Raw genomic sequence first — 19626 nt, 5'->3', positions numbered from 1 at the left:
CCACCGATGCGGGCACCTCCGACCTCGGGGAATCGGCCACCGCGGGCGAATCGGGCCCGGAGACGAGCACGCAGCACGGTATCGGGGTCCCCGACGCGTTGCAGCGGTTGTGGACCCCGCACCGGTTGACCTACATCCAGGGTGAGAACAAGCCCACCGGGGAGAACAGCGACGGCTGCCCGTTCTGCCACCTGCTCGGCGACGCTCGTTCCGACGAGGAGTCGCTGATCGTGGCCAGGGACGAGCTCGTGTTCGCGGTGTTGAATCTCTACCCCTACAACCCCGGTCACCTGATGGTGCTGCCGTACCGGCACGTCGCCGACTACACCGAGCTCACGCCGGGGGAGACGGTGGCCGTCGCCGAGTTCACCCAACGTGCCATGCGGGTGATTCGCAGCGTTTCCGCGCCGCACGGGTTCAACATCGGGCTGAACCAGGGGCCGGTGGCCGGCGCCGGGATCGCTGCGCACCTGCATCAGCACATCGTCCCGCGTTGGGGTGGCGACTCCAACTTCATGCCGGTGATCGGCCACACCCGGGTGCTGCCCCAGTTGCTGGGCGACACCCGCGAGCTGCTCTCCGAGGCCTGGCAGCGGGTGGAGTGAGTTCTCGGGGCCGCGCGGACGAACGCGCGGCCCCGATGTTTCAGGAGCGGAAAGACCCACGCCTCTCGACGACGCGACGGGAAGGCATCGGTCGGCTCCGCGGGCTCGGTTCCCCGGACTCAGTTCCGCAGGACTCAGTTCCGCAGGGTGGCCTCGATCTCCAGCGTGATCTTGACCTTCTCGCCGAGCATGGCTCCGCCGTCGGGGCCGACCTTGAAGTCGGTGCGGTTCAGCGTGGTGCTCGCCGAGAGCCCCAGCAGCTTGCCGCCGTCCGAGGTGTCGGTGAAGCCGCCCGGCTCGGTTTCCAGCGAGACCGGCACGGTGACGCCGTGAAGGGTGAAGTCACCGTCGATGATCCAGTCCTCGCCGTCCTGGCGGATGCCGGTGGACCGGAAGGTCGCGGTGGGGTAGTTGTCCGTGTCCAGGAAGTCCTCGTTGCGGACGTGGGCGTCCCGGTCGGCGTTGCCGGTGTTGATCGAGGCGGTGTCGATGGTGGCGGTCACGCTCGACTCCAGCGGGTCCGCAGCGGTGACGATCTGCCCCTCGAACTTGTCGAAACGCCCGCGCGAGCGCCCCACCCCCATGTGGCGCAGGGTGAACTCGATGTCGGAGTGCACCGCGTCGATGTCCCAGGTGCCCACGGTGTAGCCGGGAATGGAAGTGGTTTCGGTCATGTCGGGACCTCCGGAGGGAGTCGGGAATAGTTTCCGAGCAAGACAACGCCTTTCCCGGTCGGTGCAATCCTTGGTGTGGTGGAACTCATGCGCGACGGATCGACTGGTGCGTGGTGCGCTTCGTCGGGCTGATCGCCGCCGGTTAAGCTGCGCTGTGCGGGTGACTGCCCGTACGGCGGCGGATGAAACGAAGCGATGTTGAACGTTTTCGCGCGACCCTCGGTTTCCCGGATCACCGACCCGGTCGGTGCCTGGTTGGTACGCCATCGTGTGTCACCCAACGTAGTGACAGTGGTGGGGACCGTGTGCAGCGTCGTCGCTGCCGTGACGTTGTTCCCCCGCGGCTGGCTGTTCACCGGCACCCTGGTCGTCACGGTCTTCCTGCTGTTCGACCTGCTCGACGGCGCGGTCGCGCGCGCCTCGGGGCACGGCGGTGACTTCGGGGCCGTGCTGGACGCGGGCTGCGACCGCATCGCCGACGGGGCGGTGTTCGGTTCGTTGCTGTGGTGGGCGTTGGTCACGAGCGGGAACGAGATGCGTGGGCTCGCGCTGCTGCTCTCGTTGGTGGCGGCCCAGGTGATCTCCTACGTCAAGGCCAGGGCGGAGGCCCAGGGGCTCTCCGCCACGGCGGGGGTGGCCGAACGGGCCGAACGCCTGGTGGTGCTGTTGGTGGGGACGGGGCTGCACGGCTTGGGAGTGCCGTACGTGCTCGACGTCGCGCTGTGGGTGCTGGCCGCAGCTTCGGTGTTCACCGTCGTTCAGCGGCTGGTCGGCGCTTATCGGTCGCGGGCGGGATAGCTGCCCCGGCCTCGGAGCGGCGTCGATTTCTCGCGAAATTCCCGCTCCACTGGGGCGGTAGGGCGGATGTGGGCGTCAATTTCTCGCGAAATCGCCGCGCCACCAACGCCGACGAATAGCCGCACTCCCACCACCCTCGCAGGCCGCACTCCCACCACTCCCGCTGTCGGCACCGCTGCGGGTTCTCGCGTGTGGCTCTCGCGAGGGTGGTCCCGACGTTGTGTAGTAACTACCCGATGTCGGGGCACCCGCAGCTAGAGCCGTGCGCGAGGTTCCGCCAAGTAACCACCTCGGTAAACCGGGCGCGTTCACCTGTCCCCGGCGGGGACGAGTTCGGAGCATCCGGACCAGCAGAGGTAGTCCTCGATGACCTCGGTGTCGTCGGCGATGAGGTCGTGGAAGGCGTTCTCGTCGGGTCTGTGGTGTTGGTCCAGCGGCATGATCGCGATCTGGTACATCCCGAAGCGTTCCTCGGTGCGGTCGAGCAGGGCCAGCGCCCATTCGCGCAGCCGGGGCAAGGCTTCGGCGTCGTCTACCCGGTGCTCGGTGGGCTGGTGGTGCAGCAGTTCGGTGTAGGAGCCGAGTGAGTCGGGGTTGACCACCCGGTACAGCGTCATGGCGTTACGCATGGTTACCTCTTCGACGGTGTTCGTGACAAGTGGCACTGACTTGCCTATCGAGTCAGTAGAGTCAGATTGACTTAGTTAATTTGACTGCACAATCGCCCGATCGGGTAAGCGGTTTTGCTGTCAGTCGAAGAGGTGAGTATGAACAGTTCGGGACCGGCGATCCCGGAGCCGATCAGCCCCACTGTCGGAAGGCGGTGGTTGTCGCAGGAGGTCCGCAGACTTCGTGAGGAAGCCGGGCTGAAACAGTCCGATGTGGCAAAACGACTTCGCTGCAACGCGGCGAAGATCGCCCACATGGAGAGCATGCGCAACACGATCAGCGGCCCCGACCTGGAGGTGATGCTCTCGCTCTTCGAGGTGCCTGACGAACGCGTCGCGTGGTACCTGCGGCTGGCCGAGCTCGCCAAGGAGAAGGGTTGGTGGGACGCCAATCGCGCGGTGCCGGACTGGTTCTCGATCTACGTCGGCCTGGAGTGGGGCGCCGATCGGATCCGGGAGTGGGAGCTGGGATATCCGCCCGGCATCCTGCAGACCCGCTCCTACATCGAAGCCCTGGTGCGTGGTGAGGACGGCCCCTCCGAGGTCGGGATTCGCGAGCTGGTCGAGGCACGGCTGCGGCGGCAGGAGGCGTTGTGGCGCTCCGAGGAACCACTGTGGATGCACGCGGTGATCGACGAGGCGGCGTTGCGACGACAGGTGGGCGATGCCGAGGTGATGTGTGAACAACTGCATTATCTGGTGCGGGTGGGCCAATGGGAGAATGTCACCGTCCAGGTAATGCCGTTCGCCGTGGGGCCACATCGCGGTCATCTCGGCTCTTTCCAGTGGCTGGGATTTCCACGCGTTGGTGATCCCGGTGTGGTGTATCTGGAGAACCAGCGGGGTGGGATCTACCTGGAGGAAGTTGACGAGGTGGCCATGTTCAACGGGGTCTTCGAGTCGTTGGCCGAGCAGGCGTTGTCCCCGGCGGAGTCAGCCGATTTCCTCTCCGAACTCGTGAAGGAGCTGGCATGATGCGTTACGACAGTGTGCCGAACGCGGCAGAGCTGACCGGTGTGTCCTGGCGTCGGAGCAGCCGCAGTGGTCCTAATGGAGGCTCGTGTGTGGAAGCCGCTTCCCTGTCTAGTGGTGAGGTCACCGCTGTGCGGGATTCCAAGCGTCCGCATGGTCCGGCGCTGTTGTTCGATCGTCGGGCCTGGGCGGCTTTCCTCGGTTCGCTGCGCTGAATCCGGCTGTAGGGATGAGTCCAGACTCGCTCGGGCTTATCGCCAAAATCAAGGACGAGATGGGGGCACGTCAAGCTGCCCCGCATGATTGGCGGAACTCCAGCCGGTCCGGGCCGCACAGCAGTTGCGTCGAGGTCGGCCGGGTCGGCGACGGCGCGGCTGTACGCGACACCGAGGACCGTTCGCTCGGCTACTTCACCACCACGAGCGCGCAGTGGCAGGCGTTCGCGCAGTGGCAGACGTTCCTGCACGCGGTCAAAACCGACCGGTTCAGCTGAGACCAGCCCGGCGACACAGCGCCTCCGACACCACCGGAGGCGCTACCGCATCCCCAACTCTCACCGGGCCGAAACTCACCTGCCAGGGCAGAGTGCTGTGATAGCCGCTCACGCGGGTTCGGGAACGTTCGGCTCCACCTTCTTCGCGATCTCCAACGCCTTCTGACACTCGTCTACATCGTCAGGCAAACGAGGCTCACTAGCACGAACCTGAATCATGCCTTTCCCAGCGTTGAACATCACGTCACAAACACGGGCCTGGGTCGCACCCTGGGGAATTGCTCGTGCCCCCGAACGACCGTTGACTTTGACCCGCTCGAACTTCGCCCAAGTTGACTTCTTTTCAGCGGCAGCGACGTTTTCGCGCTTATTCAATTCCAATCTCAGGGCCACAGGGTTGCCATCGTAATGGCATCCTGGCGCCCAGGGCAACGTACTCTTGGGCTTTCCTGGCGCCTCCAGCCCGAAGGATTCAAGAGCCTTCGAAGATAACACCTCGCACGGTTTCACTTCTGCCAGAACCTTTTCGGATGAGGAAGTCCCTGTAGGCCCGGACGAACCATCACCAGCATCACTGTCAGGTGAACACCCAGCAGAGCCGATCAACGCTGCACCTGCAGCAGCCGCCAACAACGACCGTGTCCACAGCTTCACTCCGCACCCCTCCGCAGATCGTCGGCAACCTGCTCATCGGTAGCCTGATAGTTCTCCTTGGCCTGCTCGAACAGATTTGCCTTGCGCCGCAGCTCGTCACGGAACTGCCTCAGCAGATCAGCAGCACCAGTCGATCCATTACTTGCTTTTTGCCCAAATTTAGCCGCCAACTGCTGCCCAGAGCGATAGGCACCCAGCCCAGGAACCTGCTGTAGGCGCGTTGCCGACAAAATCAATTCCTCAACCACGTCGGCCTCACGTCTATACACCTCGGCCGCCTTGTCGGCGGCTTGGGGTTCCATGCTCAGCCCGCCGCCGGAGATCTGCTGCTGGATCCAGGAGTTCTCGTCCCGGATCGACTGCAACGCCGCCCCAGCTCCCTCGAAACCGGGCGCTCCGGCGCTCTGCTCAGTCATCGCGGTTCCCTTCGTGCCAAGGACAACTCGCCGCTGTTCGGCGAAGTCACCTCGCGCGGCACGTAAACCGCCGGCGGGGATGAGGGTTGCCTCTCCGCTCGTTCCCCGTCTCTCCCGGAGTCTCTGGGCTCTCTCCCGGCTCCAGGTAGTCAGCCCCAGAACAGCTGGAGCAACGGTCTCGTCCCGCTCGCCACTACCCGCCGTAAGTGGCGGCATAGGCTCCTCCACATGCGCGCTCGAAGTGACATCACAGGGTCGACAAGCGGCAAATTAAGTACTCTGGAATCAAATCTACTACTATGGCGTCGGAGCGAAAATACCAGCGATAAGAAAAATACTGCTAAATATCACCGAAATCGGTTTTTATAATCGCTCAATAAGGTGATTTCAATAGGTCATTCGGTGGAATTTCGAATGCCGTTAACGCCGCACCGCCGTTCCAGGATCTCGGGTCGGGCCTTCCGATAGCGCTGCGCGAAAGGTCCGGAACGCGGCGGTGCCGTTCGGTTTCGTACTGACCCCTGCCACGTACCGGCGAGGCGGCGGCGTATCGCCACATCCTCCGCGCGAAGAACCAGCTCCACGTTCCCTCCCGCCCGGTTCACTGCGGCAGCGGTTCGTAGCCCGCGAAGCTGCGGCTGAAGCTGGCGCTGCCGGAGCTCAGCGAACGCACGTTGATCGCGTAGCGCGTCAGTTCCGTGCTGGGCACGTGCGCCCGGACCACCGTCCAGCCGTTGTCCTCGGGTTCGGTGCCGAGCACCCTGCCCCTGCGGCTGGACAGGTCGCCGAGCACCGTCCCCAGGTGATCGTCCGGAATGTGGACTTCCACCTCGTCCACCGGTTCCAGCGTGAGCAGCCCGGCCTGCTCCGCGGCGGATTTCAGGGCGAGGGCTCCGGCCGCCTGAAAGGCCGCGTCGGAGGAGTCCACGCTGTGCGTCTTGCCGTCCACCAGCGTCACCCGCAGGTCCACTATCGGGCACTCCGGCTCGATCCCGCGCTCCAGCTGGGCGCGGATCCCCTTCTCCACACTGGCGATGAACTGCTTGGGAACGGCGCCACCGACGATCCGGTCGGCGAACTCGAACCCCGCCCCGCGCTCCAGCGGCTGCACCTCGATGTCGCAGACCGCGTACTGGCCGTGCCCGCCCGACTGCTTGACGTGCCTGCCGTGTCCCTTCGCCGGGCCGCGGAAGGTCTGCCGGAAGGCCACCCGCACCGGCTCGGTGTCCACGTCCACCCCGTTCTCCCGCAACCGCTGCAGGATCACCTCGGCGTGCGCCTCGCCCATGCACCACAGCACCATCTGGTGCGTCTCGGTGGAACGGTCCAGCCGCAGCGTGGGGTCGGCGGCCAGCAGCCGGTTGAGGTTGCGGGCCAGCGAGTCCTCGTCGCCGTGCCCGGTGACGGCCATCGGCAGCAGCGGGTCGGGCATGTCCCACGGTTGCAGCAGCAGCGGGTCCCGTGGGTCCGAGACGGTGTCGCCGGTCTCGGCCGAGGTCAGCTTGGTGAGCGCGCACAGGTCACCCGCCACGCAGTACGGCACCTCGCGCAGTCCGGCGCCCAGCGGGCTGTGGATGTGGCCGACGCGCTCGGCGGAGTCGTGATCGGGGTGGCCCCGCTCCGCCAGGCCGTGACCGGACACGTGGGCCGGACGGTCCGGCGAGAGCGTTCCGGAGAACACGCGCAGCACCGAGACCCGCCCCACGTAGGCGTCCACCGAGGTGTGGACCACCTCGGCCGCCAGCGGGCCGTTCGGGTCGCACTCCAAGCGACGTGGACCGGCCCCGTGCGGATCGGTGAACTCCGGGAGCACGTGCTCCAGCGGGGAGGGGAAAGCACGGACGATGCCGTCCAGCAGTTCGGTCATCCCGATCCCCGTCTCCGCCGAGACCGGGATCACCGGATGCAGCCCGCCGCGGGCCACCGCCGCCTCCAGATCACTGATGAGCGTCGCCTCCTCGATGTTCTCGCCGCCCAGGTAACGCTCCAGCAGCGTCTCGTCCTCGCTGCCCGCGATGATTCCCTCCAGCAGTCGGTCCCGGCCCGCTCCGGTGGCCTCGTCCGGTGGTTCGGCGCTCGCCCGCACTATCGGTGTGCTGCCCTGCGAGTAGTCGTAGCTGCTCCCGGTTAGCAGCCCGAACAGCTCGGTCGGTGAACCGCCGTGGTAGCGCGGCAGGTACAGCGGAACCACCCCGCTGCCGAACGCGGCCACGCAGGACTCGATCGCCGCAGTGGCGTCCGCGCGCGGCTGGTCCATGCGTGAGATCAGCACAGCCCGCGGCATTCCGACCCTGTCGCACTCCTGCCATATCGTCCGGGTGGCGGAGTCCACCTCCTCGGTGGCGGGTACGACGAACAGCGCCGCGTCGGCCGCGCGCAGTCCCGCGCGCAGCTCGCCGATGAAGTCGGCGTATCCGGGCGTGTCCACCAGGTTGATCTTGGTCTCGCGATGCCACAGCGGAGCCACCGCCATGCCCACGGAACGCTGCTGCTCCACCGCCGCCGTCTCGTGGTCGCAGATCGTGCTTCCCTCGGTGACCGAGCCGCGTCTGCTGATGGTCGCCGTGGTAGCCAACAAGCGTTCCACCAGCGTGGTCTTGCCGGAGCCGGACGGCCCCACCAGCACCACGTTGCGGACGGCGGCGGGGTCGGTGGCCACCGGTACCGACTGCGCCTGCCCGTTGCCCGTGCGCTTGTTCCCCATCACTGCCCCCTGCCGCGTCGCACACCGGACTCGGATGTGGTGCCGAGCACACACCTGCTGGGAGGACTCCGCAAGGTCGAACCCGTGCGCACGGTGGCTCGTGCGCCGTTCGCGCACCGAAAGTGGACTGGCGAGAAAGCCACGCAGTGGCCCGTTCGCCGTGCCCCGACCGCCCCTAGGCTCGGTGGTGTCGCCCCCCGGCGCGTGTCGGCGGCCCCGTGACGTCAGGGAAGCCCGTGACGTCAGGGAAGCCCGGCCGTGTGCGGGCGCCCCGGCCGACCCCTTCGGACGACGGTCGGCACGCCGCCGGTGTTCGGGGCGAGTTCTTCCCGGAAGGCCCGTGCCGGGAGTCAACCGCGCGAAAGGATCGATCGAACGTGACCAACGGCGACACGACCAGCCCGTCCGCCAACACCCAGGCGACCGGAACAGACGGTGTCAAGCGAGGCATGGCGGAAATGCTCAAGGGCGGCGTGATCATGGACGTCGTCACGCCGGAACAGGCGAGGATCGCCGAGGACGCGGGGGCGGTCGCGGTCATGGCGCTGGAACGCGTGCCCGCCGACATCCGCTCCCAGGGGGGTGTCGCCCGGATGTCCGACCCCGAGATGATCGACGGCATCGTGAGTTCCGTGTCCATCCCGGTCATGGCCAAGGCACGTATCGGCCACTTCGTCGAGGCCGAGGTGCTGCAGTCGATCGGGGTGGACTACGTTGACGAGTCCGAGGTGCTCACCCCCGCCGACGAGGACAACCACATCGACAAGTGGCCCTTCACGGTGCCGTTCGTGTGCGGCGCGACAAACCTCGGCGAGGCGTTGCGCCGGATCTCGGAGGGCGCGGCGATGATCCGCTCCAAGGGGGAGGCCGGTACCGGCAACGTGGTCGAGGCGACTCGGCACATGCGACGGATCCGCGCGGACATTCGCAGGCTGTCGGTGCTGGACAGCACCGAGCTCTACGCCGCGGCGAAGGAACTGCGGGTGCCGGTGGAGCTCGTGCGCGAGGTCGCGCGGACCGGCGAGCTGCCGGTGGTGCTGTTCACCGCGGGCGGGATCGCGACTCCGGCCGACGCGGTGATGATGCGCAGGCTGGGTGCCGAGGGGGTATTCGTCGGCTCGGGCATCTTCAAGTCGGGGGACCCGGCCGCGCGTGCCGAGGCCATCGTCAAGGCCACCACCCTCTACGACGACCCCGAGCTGGTCGCGAAGGCCTCCCGTGGACTCGGCGAGGCGATGGTCGGCATCAACGTCGACGAGCTTCCGGAGGAGCAGCACTACGCCCAGCGCGGCTGGTGATCTCGCGTTTCGAGACGTCGGGGAACCGCCCTGCCGGATCCGGCCCGCTTGCCGGGCGTTGCCGCGGGCGGTTTCCCGCACGGATCCAGGAGCGCCTGCTCAGGAGTGCTCCATGATCAGCACCGCCGTGGTCGGGCCGTTCACCGCCTGGTAGACGTGCGGTACCGCTCCGGAGAACGTGGTGTAGTCCCCCGGGCCGAGTTCGGCGGGCTCCTCGACCGGGCCGCTGCGCATGCTGCCCGACACCACGATCAGATGTTCGACCGTGCCCGGCTGGTGCGGTTCCGCCCGCCGGAGCTCCCCGGCATCCAGGGCGATCTCGTGGATGTCCCGGCTCGCCCCAGCGGGGCAGGAGGACAGCAGCCCCGCGGCGAAGCCGGAGTGTTCCGCCCGGATCCGGGGCGCCTGCCCCGCGCGGATCACTCTGGTATGGGGAGTCGGTAGCTCCACGAGCCTGCTGAACGGCACGTTCAACGCGACGGCCAGCGCCCACAGCGTCTCCACTCCCGGGTTTCCCTCCCCGGATTCCAGCTGCGACAGCGTCGACTTGGCCACTCCGGCTCGCTTCGCCAGTTCGGACAGCGAGATTCCCGCGCGTTCGCGGTGGTGGCGCAGCGCGATCGAGATCGTCTCGATCGCCTCGGTCTCGGATCCCCGCATAGCCGTTCCTTCTGGACTACCGATCGTTCGCCTTGACGAACGCAGTTCGTTTTGTTCATTGTAGGAAACGATGCGTTCGCCAAAAAGAACGGACCGTGCCTCCGACACCGCTCGACTGCTGCCCGCCGTGGCTTCCATGGCCCTGGCGCTGATCGTGGTCGGGGCCTCGCTGGGAGCCATCGCGGTCTCGAGTGGTGCTCCGTTGTGGCTGGTCACCGTGATGGCCGCGCTCGTCTTCGCCGGTGGTTCCGAGTTCCTGGTCGTGGGCCTGGCCACCGCCGGAGCCGCGCCGCTGACCGTGCTGCTGGGCGGCTGGCTGCTCAACGCCCGTCACCTGCCCTACGGACTGGCGATGGGTGACGTCCTCGACGGCGGTCTCGGACGCAGACTGGTCGGGAGTCACCTGCTGGTCGACGAGGCCGTGGCGTTCGCGCTGGCCGAATCCGAGCCGCGGCGCAGGCGACGCGCCTACTGGGTGGCCGGAACCACGCTCTACGCCGTCTGGGCGCCCTCGGTGCTGCTGGGTGGGCTGCTGGGACGCGGCCTCGGCGATCCCCAGCTGCTCGGGCTGGACGCCGCACTGCCCGCCGGACTGCTCACCCTCGTGCTGCCCGCCGTGCGCGATCGCCCGACCGCACGTGCCGTGCTGCTCGGCTGCCTGCTCGCCGTGCTCACCGTCCCACTGCTGGACGAGGGGCTCGCGGTGCTGGTCGCGCTGCTCGGCACCGCCGCCGCCCTGCTGCCCGTGCCACGCGTGAGGCGGGGAGCCGACGTCTCGGAGGGGGAATCGGTATGACACTCGGCCTGGTACTGGCACTGGCCGCCGGAACCTACGCGATGCGTGCGGCGGGGCCCCTGCTGCGCGGCAGACTGCACATCTCCGAACGCGGCAGGTGGCTGCTCTCCGTGGCCGCGGTGACGCTGCTCGCCGCGTTCGTGACCGTCAGCGCGTGCTACGAGTCGGGCTCGTTCGCGGGCTGGCCCCGCGTGGTCGGGGTGCTCGTGGGCGGTGTGCTGGCATGGCGCAGGGCGCCCTTCGTGATCGTCGTGCTCGTCGCGGCCGGTGTCACGGCCGGACTGCGCGCCCTGTGAGCGCGGCGAGGGCTCGCGGGCAGTACCGCCACGGCGCGGGAGGGCCGCCCGCTCGCCGGAACGGTGCGGTCACCGCCCACGCGCGAGAACCGACATGGAGCGGGCACGGCGGCCGGACGGACCTGACCCGGACGTTGCCCGTGCGCGCCACTGCCGGACAATCGTGGTGTGAACCCAGCTCAACCGGTCGTCGGTGTGCTCGCCCTGCAGGGTGGCGTAGCCGAACATCTCGCCGCGTTGCGGCGCATCGGGGTGACCGCGTGCCCGGTGCGGCGCCCCGAGGAGCTCGCCCGGGTGGACGCCCTGGTGCTGCCGGGCGGGGAGTCGACCACCATGACGCGGCTGTTGGACACCTTCGAACTCTTCGAGCCGCTGCGTGCGCGGCTACGGGAGGGCATGCCCGCCTACGGGTCCTGCGCGGGCATGGTGCTGCTCGCGGACAGCGTGCTCGACGACCGCCCCGAGGTTCGGGGCAGTCCCGGCGTCCGCTCGTTGGGAGCGCTGGACGTGGTCGTCCGACGCAACGCCTTCGGGCGGCAGGTGGATTCCTTCGAGGCGGAGCTCGACTTCGCCGGGATCGAAGGCCCGGCGTTGCGCGCCGTGTTCATTCGGGCCCCGCTCGTCGAGAAAGCGGGCGCCGATGTGACCGTGCTGGCCGGTGTGCCTTCCCCCGCCGGCCCGCCGGACGGACGACCCGGGGAGACGGGTGCGGGTACCATCGTCGCGGTTCGACAGGGACCGGTGCTCGCCACGGCTTTCCATCCCGAGCTGGTCAACGGTGACGACCGCGTGCACCGGCTGTTCGTGCGGATGATCAACGAGAACAGCGGGCATACCGGCCCGGTACGACCTGATACCACGGAGGAGACATGAGCGGCCACTCCAAGTGGGCCACGACCAAGCACAAGAAGGCCGCCCTCGACGCCAAGCGCGGCAAGCTCTTCGCGAAGCTGACCAAGAACATCGAGGTCGCCGCGCGTACGGGTGGGGGCGACCCGGAGGCCAACCCCACGCTGTACGACGCCATGCAGAAGGCGCGCAAGTCCTCGGTACCGCAGGACAACATCGAGCGCGCCCGCAAGCGCGGCGCCGGTGAGGAAGCGGGCGGCGCCGACTGGGAGACGGTCATGTACGAGGGCTACGCCCCCAACGGGGTGGCCGTGCTGATCGAGTGCCTGACCGACAATCGCAACCGCGCGGCGGGCGATGTGCGCACCGCCATGAACAAGCACGGCGGTTCGATGGCCGACGCCGGGTCGGTGGCCTACCTGTTCAACCGACGTGGCGTGGTGATCCTGCCCAAGAACGGTCTCAGCGAGGAGGACGTCCTGGGCGCCGTGCTGGAGGCGGGTGCCGAGGAGATCGAGGACCTCGGTGAGAACTACGAGATCCTCTGCCAGCCCAGCGACCTCGTGCCGGTCCGCAAGGCCCTGCAGGCCGAGGGCATCGAGTACGACTCCGCTGAGCCCAGCTTCCTGCCGTCGGTCAACGTGCCGCTGGACAGCGAGGGCGCGCGCAAGGTCTTCAAGCTCATCGACGTGCTGGAGGACTGCGACGACGTGCAGAACGTCTACTCGAACTTCGACGTCAGCGACGAGGTCATGGCCCAGGTCTCGGCGTGACCCGGGGAACTTCCGGACAGCGTGGTCCGGGAGTTCCCGTGCGTGCTCGACGGCGGCCCGTGCGTGCGGCGGGATCCGTACGAGGGGAGCGGTCGGGCGGGTCGGGTCCCGGCACGGTGCCCGCGAACGCTCAGAGCCTGCGGACCCGTGCCAGCCAGGCCGCCGTGTCGACCTGCTCGTCGGGCGAGGCGTCGAATCGGGCGGCGTACTCCTCGTTCGCGATCCCCCGGTAGACATCGGGTCGCAACGACTCGACGAGCCAACCCGCACCGAACGAACCCCGCACCTGCTCGGCGCTCAGGCGCGGCCCGCCCGCGTCCTCGATGTCCGACAGCGCGAGCACGTGCACCACCGCTCCCGGTCCGCACACCGCGTGCAGGCTTCGGGTGTAGTCGCGCCGCTCGGTTTCGTCGAACACGTGCAGCAGGGCGCTGTCCACGACGGTGTCGAACCGCGGTTCGGTGCCGAGATCGAACGCGTCGGCCACCTCGAAGCGCGCGGCCACCCCGCGTTCGGCCGCGTTGTCCCGTGCCCGAGACACGGCCGTTCGGGAACGGTCCACGCCGAGCACCTCGTAACCGAGCTCGGTCAGCAGGATGGTGTGCTCTCCCGCGCCGCAGCCGGGATCCAGGACCGAACCCCCGATCCACCCCTGCCGTTCCAGTTCGACGATCGCGGGTTGGGGGCCGCCGATCACCCACGGCGGGTCCCCCTCCTGGTAGGCCCGCTCGAAGTGATCCCGCGAGATCGAAGTCTCCATGATGCTCTCCCACTCGTCCGTTCGTCCCCGGCTCGGGTGTTGCCCGGTTTGTGTTGCCCGGTGTGTGGCCGACACGTGGTTGCGCGGTGGGGTTCCGTGACCGGTGCGTCGTTCCCGCCCGGTTTCGCCTTCTTGCGCGGCACCACCGAGCATGCGACTTCGAGTGAACTCGAAGTCAAGATCGTCCGTGTCTTCCGTCGAACTTCGCGTTCCAGGAGCGACGAGGGCATGTCCCCGGCGTGCACCTGTGAACTAGGCTTCGCCCCCGACGCGGCGCTCGCCGGGTACGCGCGGTCGCGCCGCGAAGGGACCCGTCGACGAAGAGGTGACACGTGATGACCGGGACGGCGAGCTCGACGGAGGGACTGCGACGCTGGTTGGTGGACACCTCGGAGCGGTACGGCGCGGCCGTGCTGCACGTTCCCGAGGAGGAGGACCACGCGCCGTACTCCTTCTCGGTGGGTGCGTGGCGGCGGTTCGGCAAACCGGAGCTCGTGGTGATCGGGCTGCCCGAGCAGGTGGGCCGGAGCGTGGTGGACACCTACGTGGCACGCGTCGGCCGTGGCGAGCGGTTCATCCCCGGCAGGCTCTACGAGGGCTTCCTGGCCGAACAGCCCGTCACCTTCGAACGCGTGGCCGGGATGTACTACCCGGAATACCTGGGAAGCGCGATGCTGGTCCACGGCGACGACGACTTCCCCGCGCTGCAACTGCTGTTGCCCACCCCCGACACCGGGCTGTTCCCCTGGTCGGAGCGCGCTCCCGAGGGGTTCGCCGACTACCAGCCGGTGCTGACCCGAAGTGGTGCTCCGGAGAGCTGGAGACCCGGTCACGACGGCGCCTGAGAACCTCGCCGCCGAATCCGCCGAGCGGTCCGAAAATCGTTGGACACGATCGCGCGTCCGCTGCGTGAATACGTGCCGTGACCGAACCGGATACCCCGAGCCGGATACCCCCAGCCGGAGACGGTCCCCGACGAGCACGCCCCCTGATCCCCTGGCCGAGCGGCGGCAGGGAGCCGACTGGTATCGCTTGCCAACCGGTGCCCCTCGCTTCCCCGCTGTTCACGCTCTTGTACGTCGAGGCGACCGCCTTCCTGGTGGGGCTGGCGGGTCGGGACTGCTCTGGCTGTTTGGACCTTTGGTCAGAGCGCTGGTGCCAGTGTCAAGATATGTTCCACAGTGGAGTTCACCTCCGCTGTGAGCACCTCGGCCGGAGTGGTTTCGGAGTCGTACACGATGCGACTCGAGGCGATGTTAGCGCCGCAGAACCCGAAGATGCCGTGGTCGATCTGAGTCCGGATTGCGTTGGTATAGCCATGGCGTTCGTAGCCGTCCGCATCGCCACCTGCCACGGCCAGTAGGTGCACGTTCAGTTGGTCGAGCTTGGGGGCTAGGCGTCCGCCTGGGGAGTACTCGAAGGCCCAGTCGTTGATGAATACCCGGTCGATCCAGCCCTTGAGCAGAGCTGGCATGGACCACCAGTACACCGGGAAGACCAGCGCCAGCTGCTGGGTGCGATCCAATCGTGCTTGCTCACGCACGACATCCGGTGGTGTGGGCCCCTCGCCGCGGTAGTGCAGCAGGTCGGCTGTGGTGAACCGGGGATCGAAAGCCTCGGCCGAGAGGTCGGCCAGTTCGGCGGACCTGCCGTCGCCGGAGAGGGCGGCGGTCACCTCACGGCCGAGCCCATGTGTCAGCGACTCGGGGTCGGGATGGGCGACGACTACCAGACTGTGCATGGCAGCGATTCAACGGCACCGTCTCTGACGAATACATGGGAGAGAGGCTCGATCGCCTGTGTATTCGTCTAACCTCGCGGGAGTGGACGCCTTCGCTGATCTGTTCCGTGGTGTACGAGCTCAGGGGTCACTGTTCGGCAGCTCGACGCTGTCCGCGCCCTGGTCGTTGCTCTTCGTGGACGGCGCCCCGCTGACCCTGTGCACCGTGCTTGAAGGATCCGGGTGGATCGTTCCGGAGGGTTGCCCGCCCGAGCACCTCGCACCCGGTGACACGGTGATCATGCGGGGCCCCGCGCGGTTCTCCTTCGTCGACGAGATCGGAACCGAGGCCGAGCCGATCGAGTGCGGCGAGCACTGCGCGACGCCCGAGCAGGGCGGGACCCTGCACCGGCTCGGCTGGAACGACTGCGGCGCGGGCGACTCGGCAGACGCGACGACACTGGTCGTCGGCGCCTACCCAGTACGGGGCGAGATCGGCCGTCGGCTGCTGGATGCGCTGCCCGCCGTCCTGCGCGTCGCACCCGGCGGCACGGCCGACGCCGTGCGGGACCTCCTGGCCGCCGAGGTCGCCGTCGACGCGCCCGGCCAGCAGGTCGTGCTCGACCGGCTGCTGGACTGGATGCTGGTGTGCTCGCTGCGCGAGTGGTTCGACCGGCCTGGCGGCGAGCCGCCGGCGTGGTACGCCGCGCACCGCGACTCGGTGGTCGGCCACGCCCTACGACTGCTGCACGCCGAACCGGCGGCGCCGTGGACGGTCTCCTCGCTGGCCGACCGGTGCGGAGTGTCGCGCGCTACGCTGGCGAAACGGTTCGCCGACATGGTCGGCGAACCACCCCTGACCTACCTCACATGCTGGCGCATGACCCTCGCGGCCGACCTGCTTACCGACCGCAAGGCGGCCACCATCGCCGAAATCGCCCGCACTGTCGGCTACTCCGACGCGTTCGGGTTCAGCGCAGCGTTCAAACGTATCCGCGGCATCACCCCCAGCGAGTTCCGGCGCACCGGCACCGCCGTTGCCACCGGGGTCACTACCGACGCCCGGACCTACTAGTCGCCCGGTTGACTCCCCGTCCGCGCTCCCGTGGCCCGTCGGTCCGCTTCCGTCCGGACGATGCGGCGTGCGTGTCGCCGTGCACGGTTCCGACCGGCCGGCCGGTATCATTCGAACGCGTGTTCAAAGCGGGCTCGCGCGAGAGGATGAGGGTGTGCGCATACTGGGAGTCGATCCGGGACTGACACGCTGCGGAGTCGGTGTCGTCGAGGGCGGGCATCGGCGCGGGGTGAGCTGTCTCGGGGTCGGCGTGGTGCGCAGCCCCGTGGACGACGAGCTTCCCCGACGCCTGGTGGCCATCGCCGACGGGGTGGAGGAGTGGATCGACCAGCACGAACCGGAAGTCGTGGCGATCGAACGGGTCTTCAGTCAGCAGAACGTGCGTTCGGTCATGGGGACCGCGCAGGTCTCCGGCATCGTGGCGCTGGCCGCCTCACGGCGGGACATCGAGGTCGCCTTCCACACGCCGAGTTCGGTGAAGGCCGCCATCAGTGGCTCGGGCAAGGCCGACAAGCGACAGGTCACCGCGATGGTCGGCAAGGTGCTGGGAATGTCGAGCCCGCCGAAACCCGCCGACGCGGCCGACGCACTGGCACTGGCACTGTGTCATCTCTGGCGGGCTCCCATGGTCGGCAGGCTCGCCGAGGCGGAGCAGCGCGCGGCCGAGCTCGCGCGCAATCATCAACAGCGGCTGCGGCAGGCAGCACGAGACTCGTCCGGTACAAGGGGGAACCACCGATGATCGCTTCGGTGCGGGGTGAGGTGCTTTCGGTCGGACTGGATCACGCGGTGATCGAGGTCGGCGGCGTGGGAATGGCCGTGTACGCGACACCGGCAACGCTGGGTGGGCTGCAACGCGGCTCCGAGGCGAACCTGGCCACCTCGCTGCTAGTGCGGGAGGACTCGCTGACGCTCTACGGGTTCGCCGACGCGCAGGCCCGTGACCTGTTCACCCTGCTGCAGACCGCCTCGGGCGTGGGCCCGCGGCTGGCGCTGGCCGCCCTGGCTGTGCTCGACCCCGCCCAGCTGCGCGACGCGGTGAGCCAGGGCGACATCGGCGCGCTGACCAGGGTTCCCGGTATCGGCAAGAAGAACGCCGAACGGCTCACCCTGGAGCTGCGCGACAAGGTGGCGGCGCTGTCCGTCCAACCCGGCACCGACTCCGCGTGGACGAGCGCGGAGAGCGGCTTCGCACCCGGTGCCGCCGCGGTGGACAACGCGGGTATCCGCGCCGAGGTCAGCGAGGCCCTGGTCGGACTCGGGTTCTCCGCGAAACAGGCGGAGCAGAGCGTCAACGCGGTCCTGGCCGAGAACGGCGGCGAGACCGACACCTCCACCGTGCTGCGCAAGGCCCTGGCCGGTCTCGGCCCCAAGTAGTGCAGGTCGGAAGCACCGCGGCGCGACAACCGAAAGTGGCACGAGCGAAGTTCTGAGGAAACGATGCACGAGGACGGGCCGGTGGAGCCGGAAGCCGAGACCCCGGACGCGACGGGCGCCTCCGAGGAAACCCTCTCGCCGCACCGCGCCAACGGTGAGCAGGAGATCGACGCGAGCCTGCGCCCGCGCAAGCTCGACGACTTCGTGGGGCAGCAGCGCGTCCGCGAGCAGCTGCGCCTGGTGCTGCAAGGGGCCCTCGGCAGGGGAGAGCAGCCCGACCACATCCTGTTCGCGGGACCACCCGGGCTCGGCAAGACCAGCCTGGCCATGATCCTGGCGACCGAGCTGGGCTCGGCCATCAGGGTGACCTCCGGCCCGGCCCTGGAACGGCCGGGGGACCTGGCCGCGATGCTGTCCAACCTCACCGCCGGGGACGTGCTGTTCATCGACGAGATACACCGCATGGCGCGCCCGGCCGAGGAGATGCTCTACCTGGCGATGGAGGACTACCGGGTCGACGTCGTCGTCGGCAAGGGCCCGGGTGCCACCAGCATCCCGCTGGACATCGCCCCGTTCACCCTGGTGGGAGCGACCACGCGATCGGGGTCGCTGACCGGCCCGTTGCGGGACCGGTTCGGGTTCACCGCGCACATGGAGTTCTACGAACCCGCCGAGCTCGATGAGGTCATCAACCGTTCGGCCGGGATTCTCGGGGTGAACCTGCGCCCGGACGGTGCCACCGAGATAGCCCGGAGGTGCCGGGGGACGCCGCGTATCGCCAACCGGCTGCTGCGGCGGGTCCGCGACTACGCCGAGGTGCGCTCCGACGGAGTGGTCACCGTCGAGGTGGCCCGCGCCGCGCTGGAGGTCTACGACGTGGACGAGCTCGGGCTCGACCGCCTCGACCGGGCGGTGCTCGGCTCACTGGCCCGCTCGTTCGGCGGCGGACCGGTAGGAGCCTCGACACTGGCGGTGGCGGTGGGCGAGGAGCAGAGCACCATCGAGGAGGTGTGCGAGCCGTACCTGGTCCGGGCGGGCATGTTGGCCCGGACCCCGCGTGGGCGGGTGGCCACCGCCGCTGCCTGGAATCACCTCGGCATGGTGGCACCGGCCAACGCGTTCGGCGCGGCGCCCGCCGCTGAGCCCGAACCCGTGGAACCCGGGTTGTTCGACGAGTGAGCCCGAACTTCTCGCGAGCGCGTCGGTGAGTTGGTTCGCTCCTGGTGGCGTACCGATGGGGACCGAACCGGCTGCGACGTTGTGCGCTGCATCACTGGCCGATCCGTTCGTGGCGGTGTGCCCACCGGTAGGGCAGGGGCGGTTGTGTGCTGGTGAACCTGGCACACTGGGGAGCGGTACATCCGAATAGTCCGGGCGCCGGTGGGGCACGGCTCCGTTGTCGCGGTCGCCGCGCTGTCCGGGTGACGTCCGTGGATGGAGCAAGATTGACGACAGAGTATTTGATCCCGATTCTGTTCGTCGCCTTCGCGGCGCTGCTGTTCTTCCAGATGCGCAAGCAGCGCAAGGCGATGAGTGAGCAGCAGAAGCTGCAGAACTCGCTGACGGTCGGGGACCGAGTGATGACCACCTCCGGATTGTTCGGCACCGTGGTCGAGACCGAGGACGACTCGATCGAACTCGAGATCGCCGACGGTGTGGTCACCACCTGGCTGCGCCAGGCGATCCGTGAGCGGGTCGAGACCGAGGTCGACGAGGATGAGGACGACGAGGACGACGACGAGGAGATCACCGACTCCTCGGACCGCGACTCGTCCGACGACGAATCCGATGTCGCGGAGAACGCCGAGAATGCGGAGAACGCCGAGACGCAGAAGACCGGCTGAAGCCGCTCGACGGCCCCTCGAGGGCGTCGCGGCTTAGGGCGGCGGGATGCGGGGTGGAGCGTGCTTTCGGCGGTGACCCCGCCAGCCTTTCGGTGACAGCCCCGGCCGCGGAAGCACGGTGCCCGTGCGGGGACCGTGTCAATTTTCCGCCGTCGGGGCGTCGTCGCCCGGACGGGAGCGTTCCCAGGTCACGA

The 19626-nt window shown here is 68.3% G+C and carries 24 protein-coding genes; 16 read left to right on the top strand and 8 right to left on the bottom strand.

All coding sequences use genetic code 11. The features are described 5' to 3' along the window. Positions 1 to 80: 80 nt before the first annotated feature. On the top strand, positions 81 to 605 hold the full coding sequence (locus tag BLR41_RS12990; protein WP_218120132.1) for an HIT family protein: 525 nt from the start codon (positions 81 to 83) through the stop codon (positions 603 to 605). A gap of 134 nt (positions 606 to 739) precedes the next feature. Here BLR41_RS12990 and BLR41_RS12985 read toward each other — a convergent pair whose 3' ends face one another. Next, positions 740 to 1279, bottom strand: a complete 540-nt coding sequence (locus BLR41_RS12985; RefSeq protein ID WP_092628513.1) for a YceI family protein — start codon at positions 1277 to 1279, stop codon at positions 740 to 742. 195 nt (positions 1280 to 1474) lie between these two features. Here BLR41_RS12985 and pgsA point away from each other — a divergent pair, with 195 nt between their 5' ends. Then, positions 1475 to 2077, top strand: a complete 603-nt coding sequence (gene pgsA / locus BLR41_RS12980; RefSeq protein ID WP_092628511.1) for a phosphatidylinositol phosphate synthase — start codon at positions 1475 to 1477, stop codon at positions 2075 to 2077. A 308-nt stretch (positions 2078 to 2385) separates the two neighbouring features. On the opposite strand, the gene BLR41_RS12975 is transcribed toward pgsA, so the two are convergent. Beyond that, the gene (locus BLR41_RS12975) at positions 2386 to 2706 is read right to left on the bottom strand and encodes a hypothetical protein (RefSeq protein ID WP_092628509.1); all 321 of its coding nucleotides are present in this window, start codon (positions 2704 to 2706) and stop codon (positions 2386 to 2388) included. A gap of 138 nt (positions 2707 to 2844) precedes the next feature. On the opposite strand from BLR41_RS12975, the gene BLR41_RS12970 reads away from it, so the two are divergent. The 3 genes from BLR41_RS12970 to BLR41_RS12960 are packed head-to-tail and all read left to right on the top strand — an operon-like array spanning position 2845 to position 4210. Then, positions 2845 to 3720: a helix-turn-helix domain-containing protein gene (locus BLR41_RS12970; RefSeq protein ID WP_092628507.1), complete on the top strand. Its 876-nt coding sequence runs from the start codon at positions 2845 to 2847 to the stop codon at positions 3718 to 3720. After that, positions 3717 to 3932, top strand: a complete 216-nt coding sequence (locus BLR41_RS12965; protein ID WP_425426913.1) for a DUF397 domain-containing protein — start codon at positions 3717 to 3719, stop codon at positions 3930 to 3932. The genes BLR41_RS12970 and BLR41_RS12965 overlap by 4 nt, the downstream gene beginning before the upstream one ends. 59 nt (positions 3933 to 3991) lie before the next feature. Then, positions 3992 to 4210 carry a DUF397 domain-containing protein gene (locus BLR41_RS12960; RefSeq protein WP_092628756.1) on the top strand — a complete coding sequence of 73 codons (219 nt, stop codon included), beginning with the start codon at positions 3992 to 3994 and terminating at the stop codon, positions 4208 to 4210. Between the two features lie 108 nt (positions 4211 to 4318). Here BLR41_RS12960 and BLR41_RS12955 read toward each other — a convergent pair whose 3' ends face one another. The 3 genes from BLR41_RS12955 to BLR41_RS12945 all read right to left on the bottom strand — a co-directional run bounded on the left by BLR41_RS12955 (position 4319) and on the right by BLR41_RS12945 (position 7984). After that, positions 4319 to 4864, bottom strand: coding sequence for a DUF3558 family protein (locus tag BLR41_RS12955; RefSeq protein ID WP_245694116.1), 546 nt, complete (start codon positions 4862 to 4864; stop codon positions 4319 to 4321). Beyond that, on the bottom strand, positions 4861 to 5280 hold the full coding sequence (locus BLR41_RS12950; protein ID WP_092628503.1) for a hypothetical protein: 420 nt from the start codon (positions 5278 to 5280) through the stop codon (positions 4861 to 4863). The genes BLR41_RS12955 and BLR41_RS12950 overlap by 4 nt, the downstream gene beginning before the upstream one ends. A 601-nt stretch (positions 5281 to 5881) precedes the next feature. Further along, the gene (locus BLR41_RS12945; protein WP_092628501.1) at positions 5882 to 7984 is read right to left on the bottom strand and encodes an elongation factor G-like protein EF-G2; all 2103 of its coding nucleotides are present in this window, start codon (positions 7982 to 7984) and stop codon (positions 5882 to 5884) included. Between the two features lie 377 nt (positions 7985 to 8361). Between BLR41_RS12945 and pdxS the strand changes: the two genes are divergently transcribed. After that, complete coding sequence (pdxS, locus tag BLR41_RS12940) at positions 8362 to 9282, top strand: pyridoxal 5'-phosphate synthase lyase subunit PdxS (RefSeq protein ID WP_092628499.1); 921 nt, start codon at positions 8362 to 8364, stop codon at positions 9280 to 9282. A 99-nt stretch (positions 9283 to 9381) separates the two neighbouring features. Here pdxS and BLR41_RS12935 read toward each other — a convergent pair whose 3' ends face one another. Then, positions 9382 to 9942, bottom strand: a complete 561-nt coding sequence (locus BLR41_RS12935; RefSeq protein WP_092628496.1) for an XRE family transcriptional regulator — start codon at positions 9940 to 9942, stop codon at positions 9382 to 9384. 70 nt (positions 9943 to 10012) lie between these two features. On the opposite strand from BLR41_RS12935, the gene BLR41_RS12930 reads away from it, so the two are divergent. The 4 genes from BLR41_RS12930 (at position 10013) to BLR41_RS12915 (ending at position 12656) form a co-directional block, all read left to right on the top strand. Further along, complete coding sequence (locus BLR41_RS12930) at positions 10013 to 10738, top strand: AzlC family ABC transporter permease (protein ID WP_143013071.1); 726 nt, start codon at positions 10013 to 10015, stop codon at positions 10736 to 10738. Next, positions 10735 to 11034, top strand: a complete 300-nt coding sequence (locus BLR41_RS12925) for an AzlD domain-containing protein (protein ID WP_092628494.1) — start codon at positions 10735 to 10737, stop codon at positions 11032 to 11034. Before BLR41_RS12930 ends, BLR41_RS12925 begins: the two co-directional genes overlap by 4 nt. Positions 11035 to 11202: 168 nt before the next feature. After that, positions 11203 to 11907, top strand: coding sequence for a pyridoxal 5'-phosphate synthase glutaminase subunit PdxT (pdxT, locus tag BLR41_RS12920; protein WP_092628492.1), 705 nt, complete (start codon positions 11203 to 11205; stop codon positions 11905 to 11907). Further along, the gene (locus tag BLR41_RS12915; protein ID WP_092628491.1) at positions 11904 to 12656 is read left to right on the top strand and encodes a YebC/PmpR family DNA-binding transcriptional regulator; all 753 of its coding nucleotides are present in this window, start codon (positions 11904 to 11906) and stop codon (positions 12654 to 12656) included. The genes pdxT and BLR41_RS12915 overlap by 4 nt, the downstream gene beginning before the upstream one ends. 130 nt (positions 12657 to 12786) lie before the next feature. Here BLR41_RS12915 and BLR41_RS12910 read toward each other — a convergent pair whose 3' ends face one another. Then, complete coding sequence (locus BLR41_RS12910) at positions 12787 to 13416, bottom strand: class I SAM-dependent methyltransferase (RefSeq protein WP_092628750.1); 630 nt, start codon at positions 13414 to 13416, stop codon at positions 12787 to 12789. Between the two features lie 335 nt (positions 13417 to 13751). Here BLR41_RS12910 and BLR41_RS12905 point away from each other — a divergent pair, with 335 nt between their 5' ends. After that, positions 13752 to 14261: a DUF4262 domain-containing protein gene (locus BLR41_RS12905; protein ID WP_092628490.1), complete on the top strand. Its 510-nt coding sequence runs from the start codon at positions 13752 to 13754 to the stop codon at positions 14259 to 14261. A gap of 299 nt (positions 14262 to 14560) precedes the next feature. Here the strand turns inward: BLR41_RS12905 and BLR41_RS12900 are convergent, their stop codons facing one another. Continuing rightward, positions 14561 to 15157: an NAD(P)H-dependent oxidoreductase gene (locus BLR41_RS12900; RefSeq protein WP_092628489.1), complete on the bottom strand. Its 597-nt coding sequence runs from the start codon at positions 15155 to 15157 to the stop codon at positions 14561 to 14563. Positions 15158 to 15239: 82 nt separating this feature from the next. Between BLR41_RS12900 and BLR41_RS12895 the strand changes: the two genes are divergently transcribed. The 5 genes from BLR41_RS12895 to yajC all read left to right on the top strand — a co-directional run bounded on the left by BLR41_RS12895 (position 15240) and on the right by yajC (position 19432). Further along, positions 15240 to 16211 carry a cupin domain-containing protein gene (locus BLR41_RS12895; RefSeq protein WP_092628487.1) on the top strand — a complete coding sequence of 324 codons (972 nt, stop codon included), beginning with the start codon at positions 15240 to 15242 and terminating at the stop codon, positions 16209 to 16211. A 154-nt stretch (positions 16212 to 16365) separates the two neighbouring features. Continuing rightward, positions 16366 to 16953: a crossover junction endodeoxyribonuclease RuvC gene (ruvC, locus tag BLR41_RS12890; protein ID WP_092628749.1), complete on the top strand. Its 588-nt coding sequence runs from the start codon at positions 16366 to 16368 to the stop codon at positions 16951 to 16953. Next, positions 16950 to 17588, top strand: a complete 639-nt coding sequence (ruvA, locus tag BLR41_RS12885; protein WP_092628486.1) for a Holliday junction branch migration protein RuvA — start codon at positions 16950 to 16952, stop codon at positions 17586 to 17588. Before ruvC ends, ruvA begins: the two co-directional genes overlap by 4 nt. Before the next feature lie 63 nt (positions 17589 to 17651). Continuing rightward, entirely contained in the window at positions 17652 to 18767 is a 1116-nt protein-coding gene (ruvB, locus tag BLR41_RS12880) for a Holliday junction branch migration DNA helicase RuvB (RefSeq protein WP_218120116.1), read from the top strand. 329 nt (positions 18768 to 19096) lie between these two features. After that, positions 19097 to 19432 (top strand): preprotein translocase subunit YajC, encoded by a 336-nt coding sequence (gene yajC, locus BLR41_RS12875; protein ID WP_425426925.1) that lies wholly within the window; start codon positions 19097 to 19099, stop codon positions 19430 to 19432. The last annotated feature ends 194 nt before the right edge of the window (positions 19433 to 19626 follow it).

The organism is Actinopolyspora mzabensis (assembly GCF_900101095.1).
GTDB lineage: Bacteria > Actinomycetota > Actinomycetes > Mycobacteriales > Pseudonocardiaceae > Actinopolyspora > Actinopolyspora mzabensis.
Note: the sequence above shows the minus strand (reverse complement) of the source record. Positions and strands in the feature narration are given on the sequence as shown.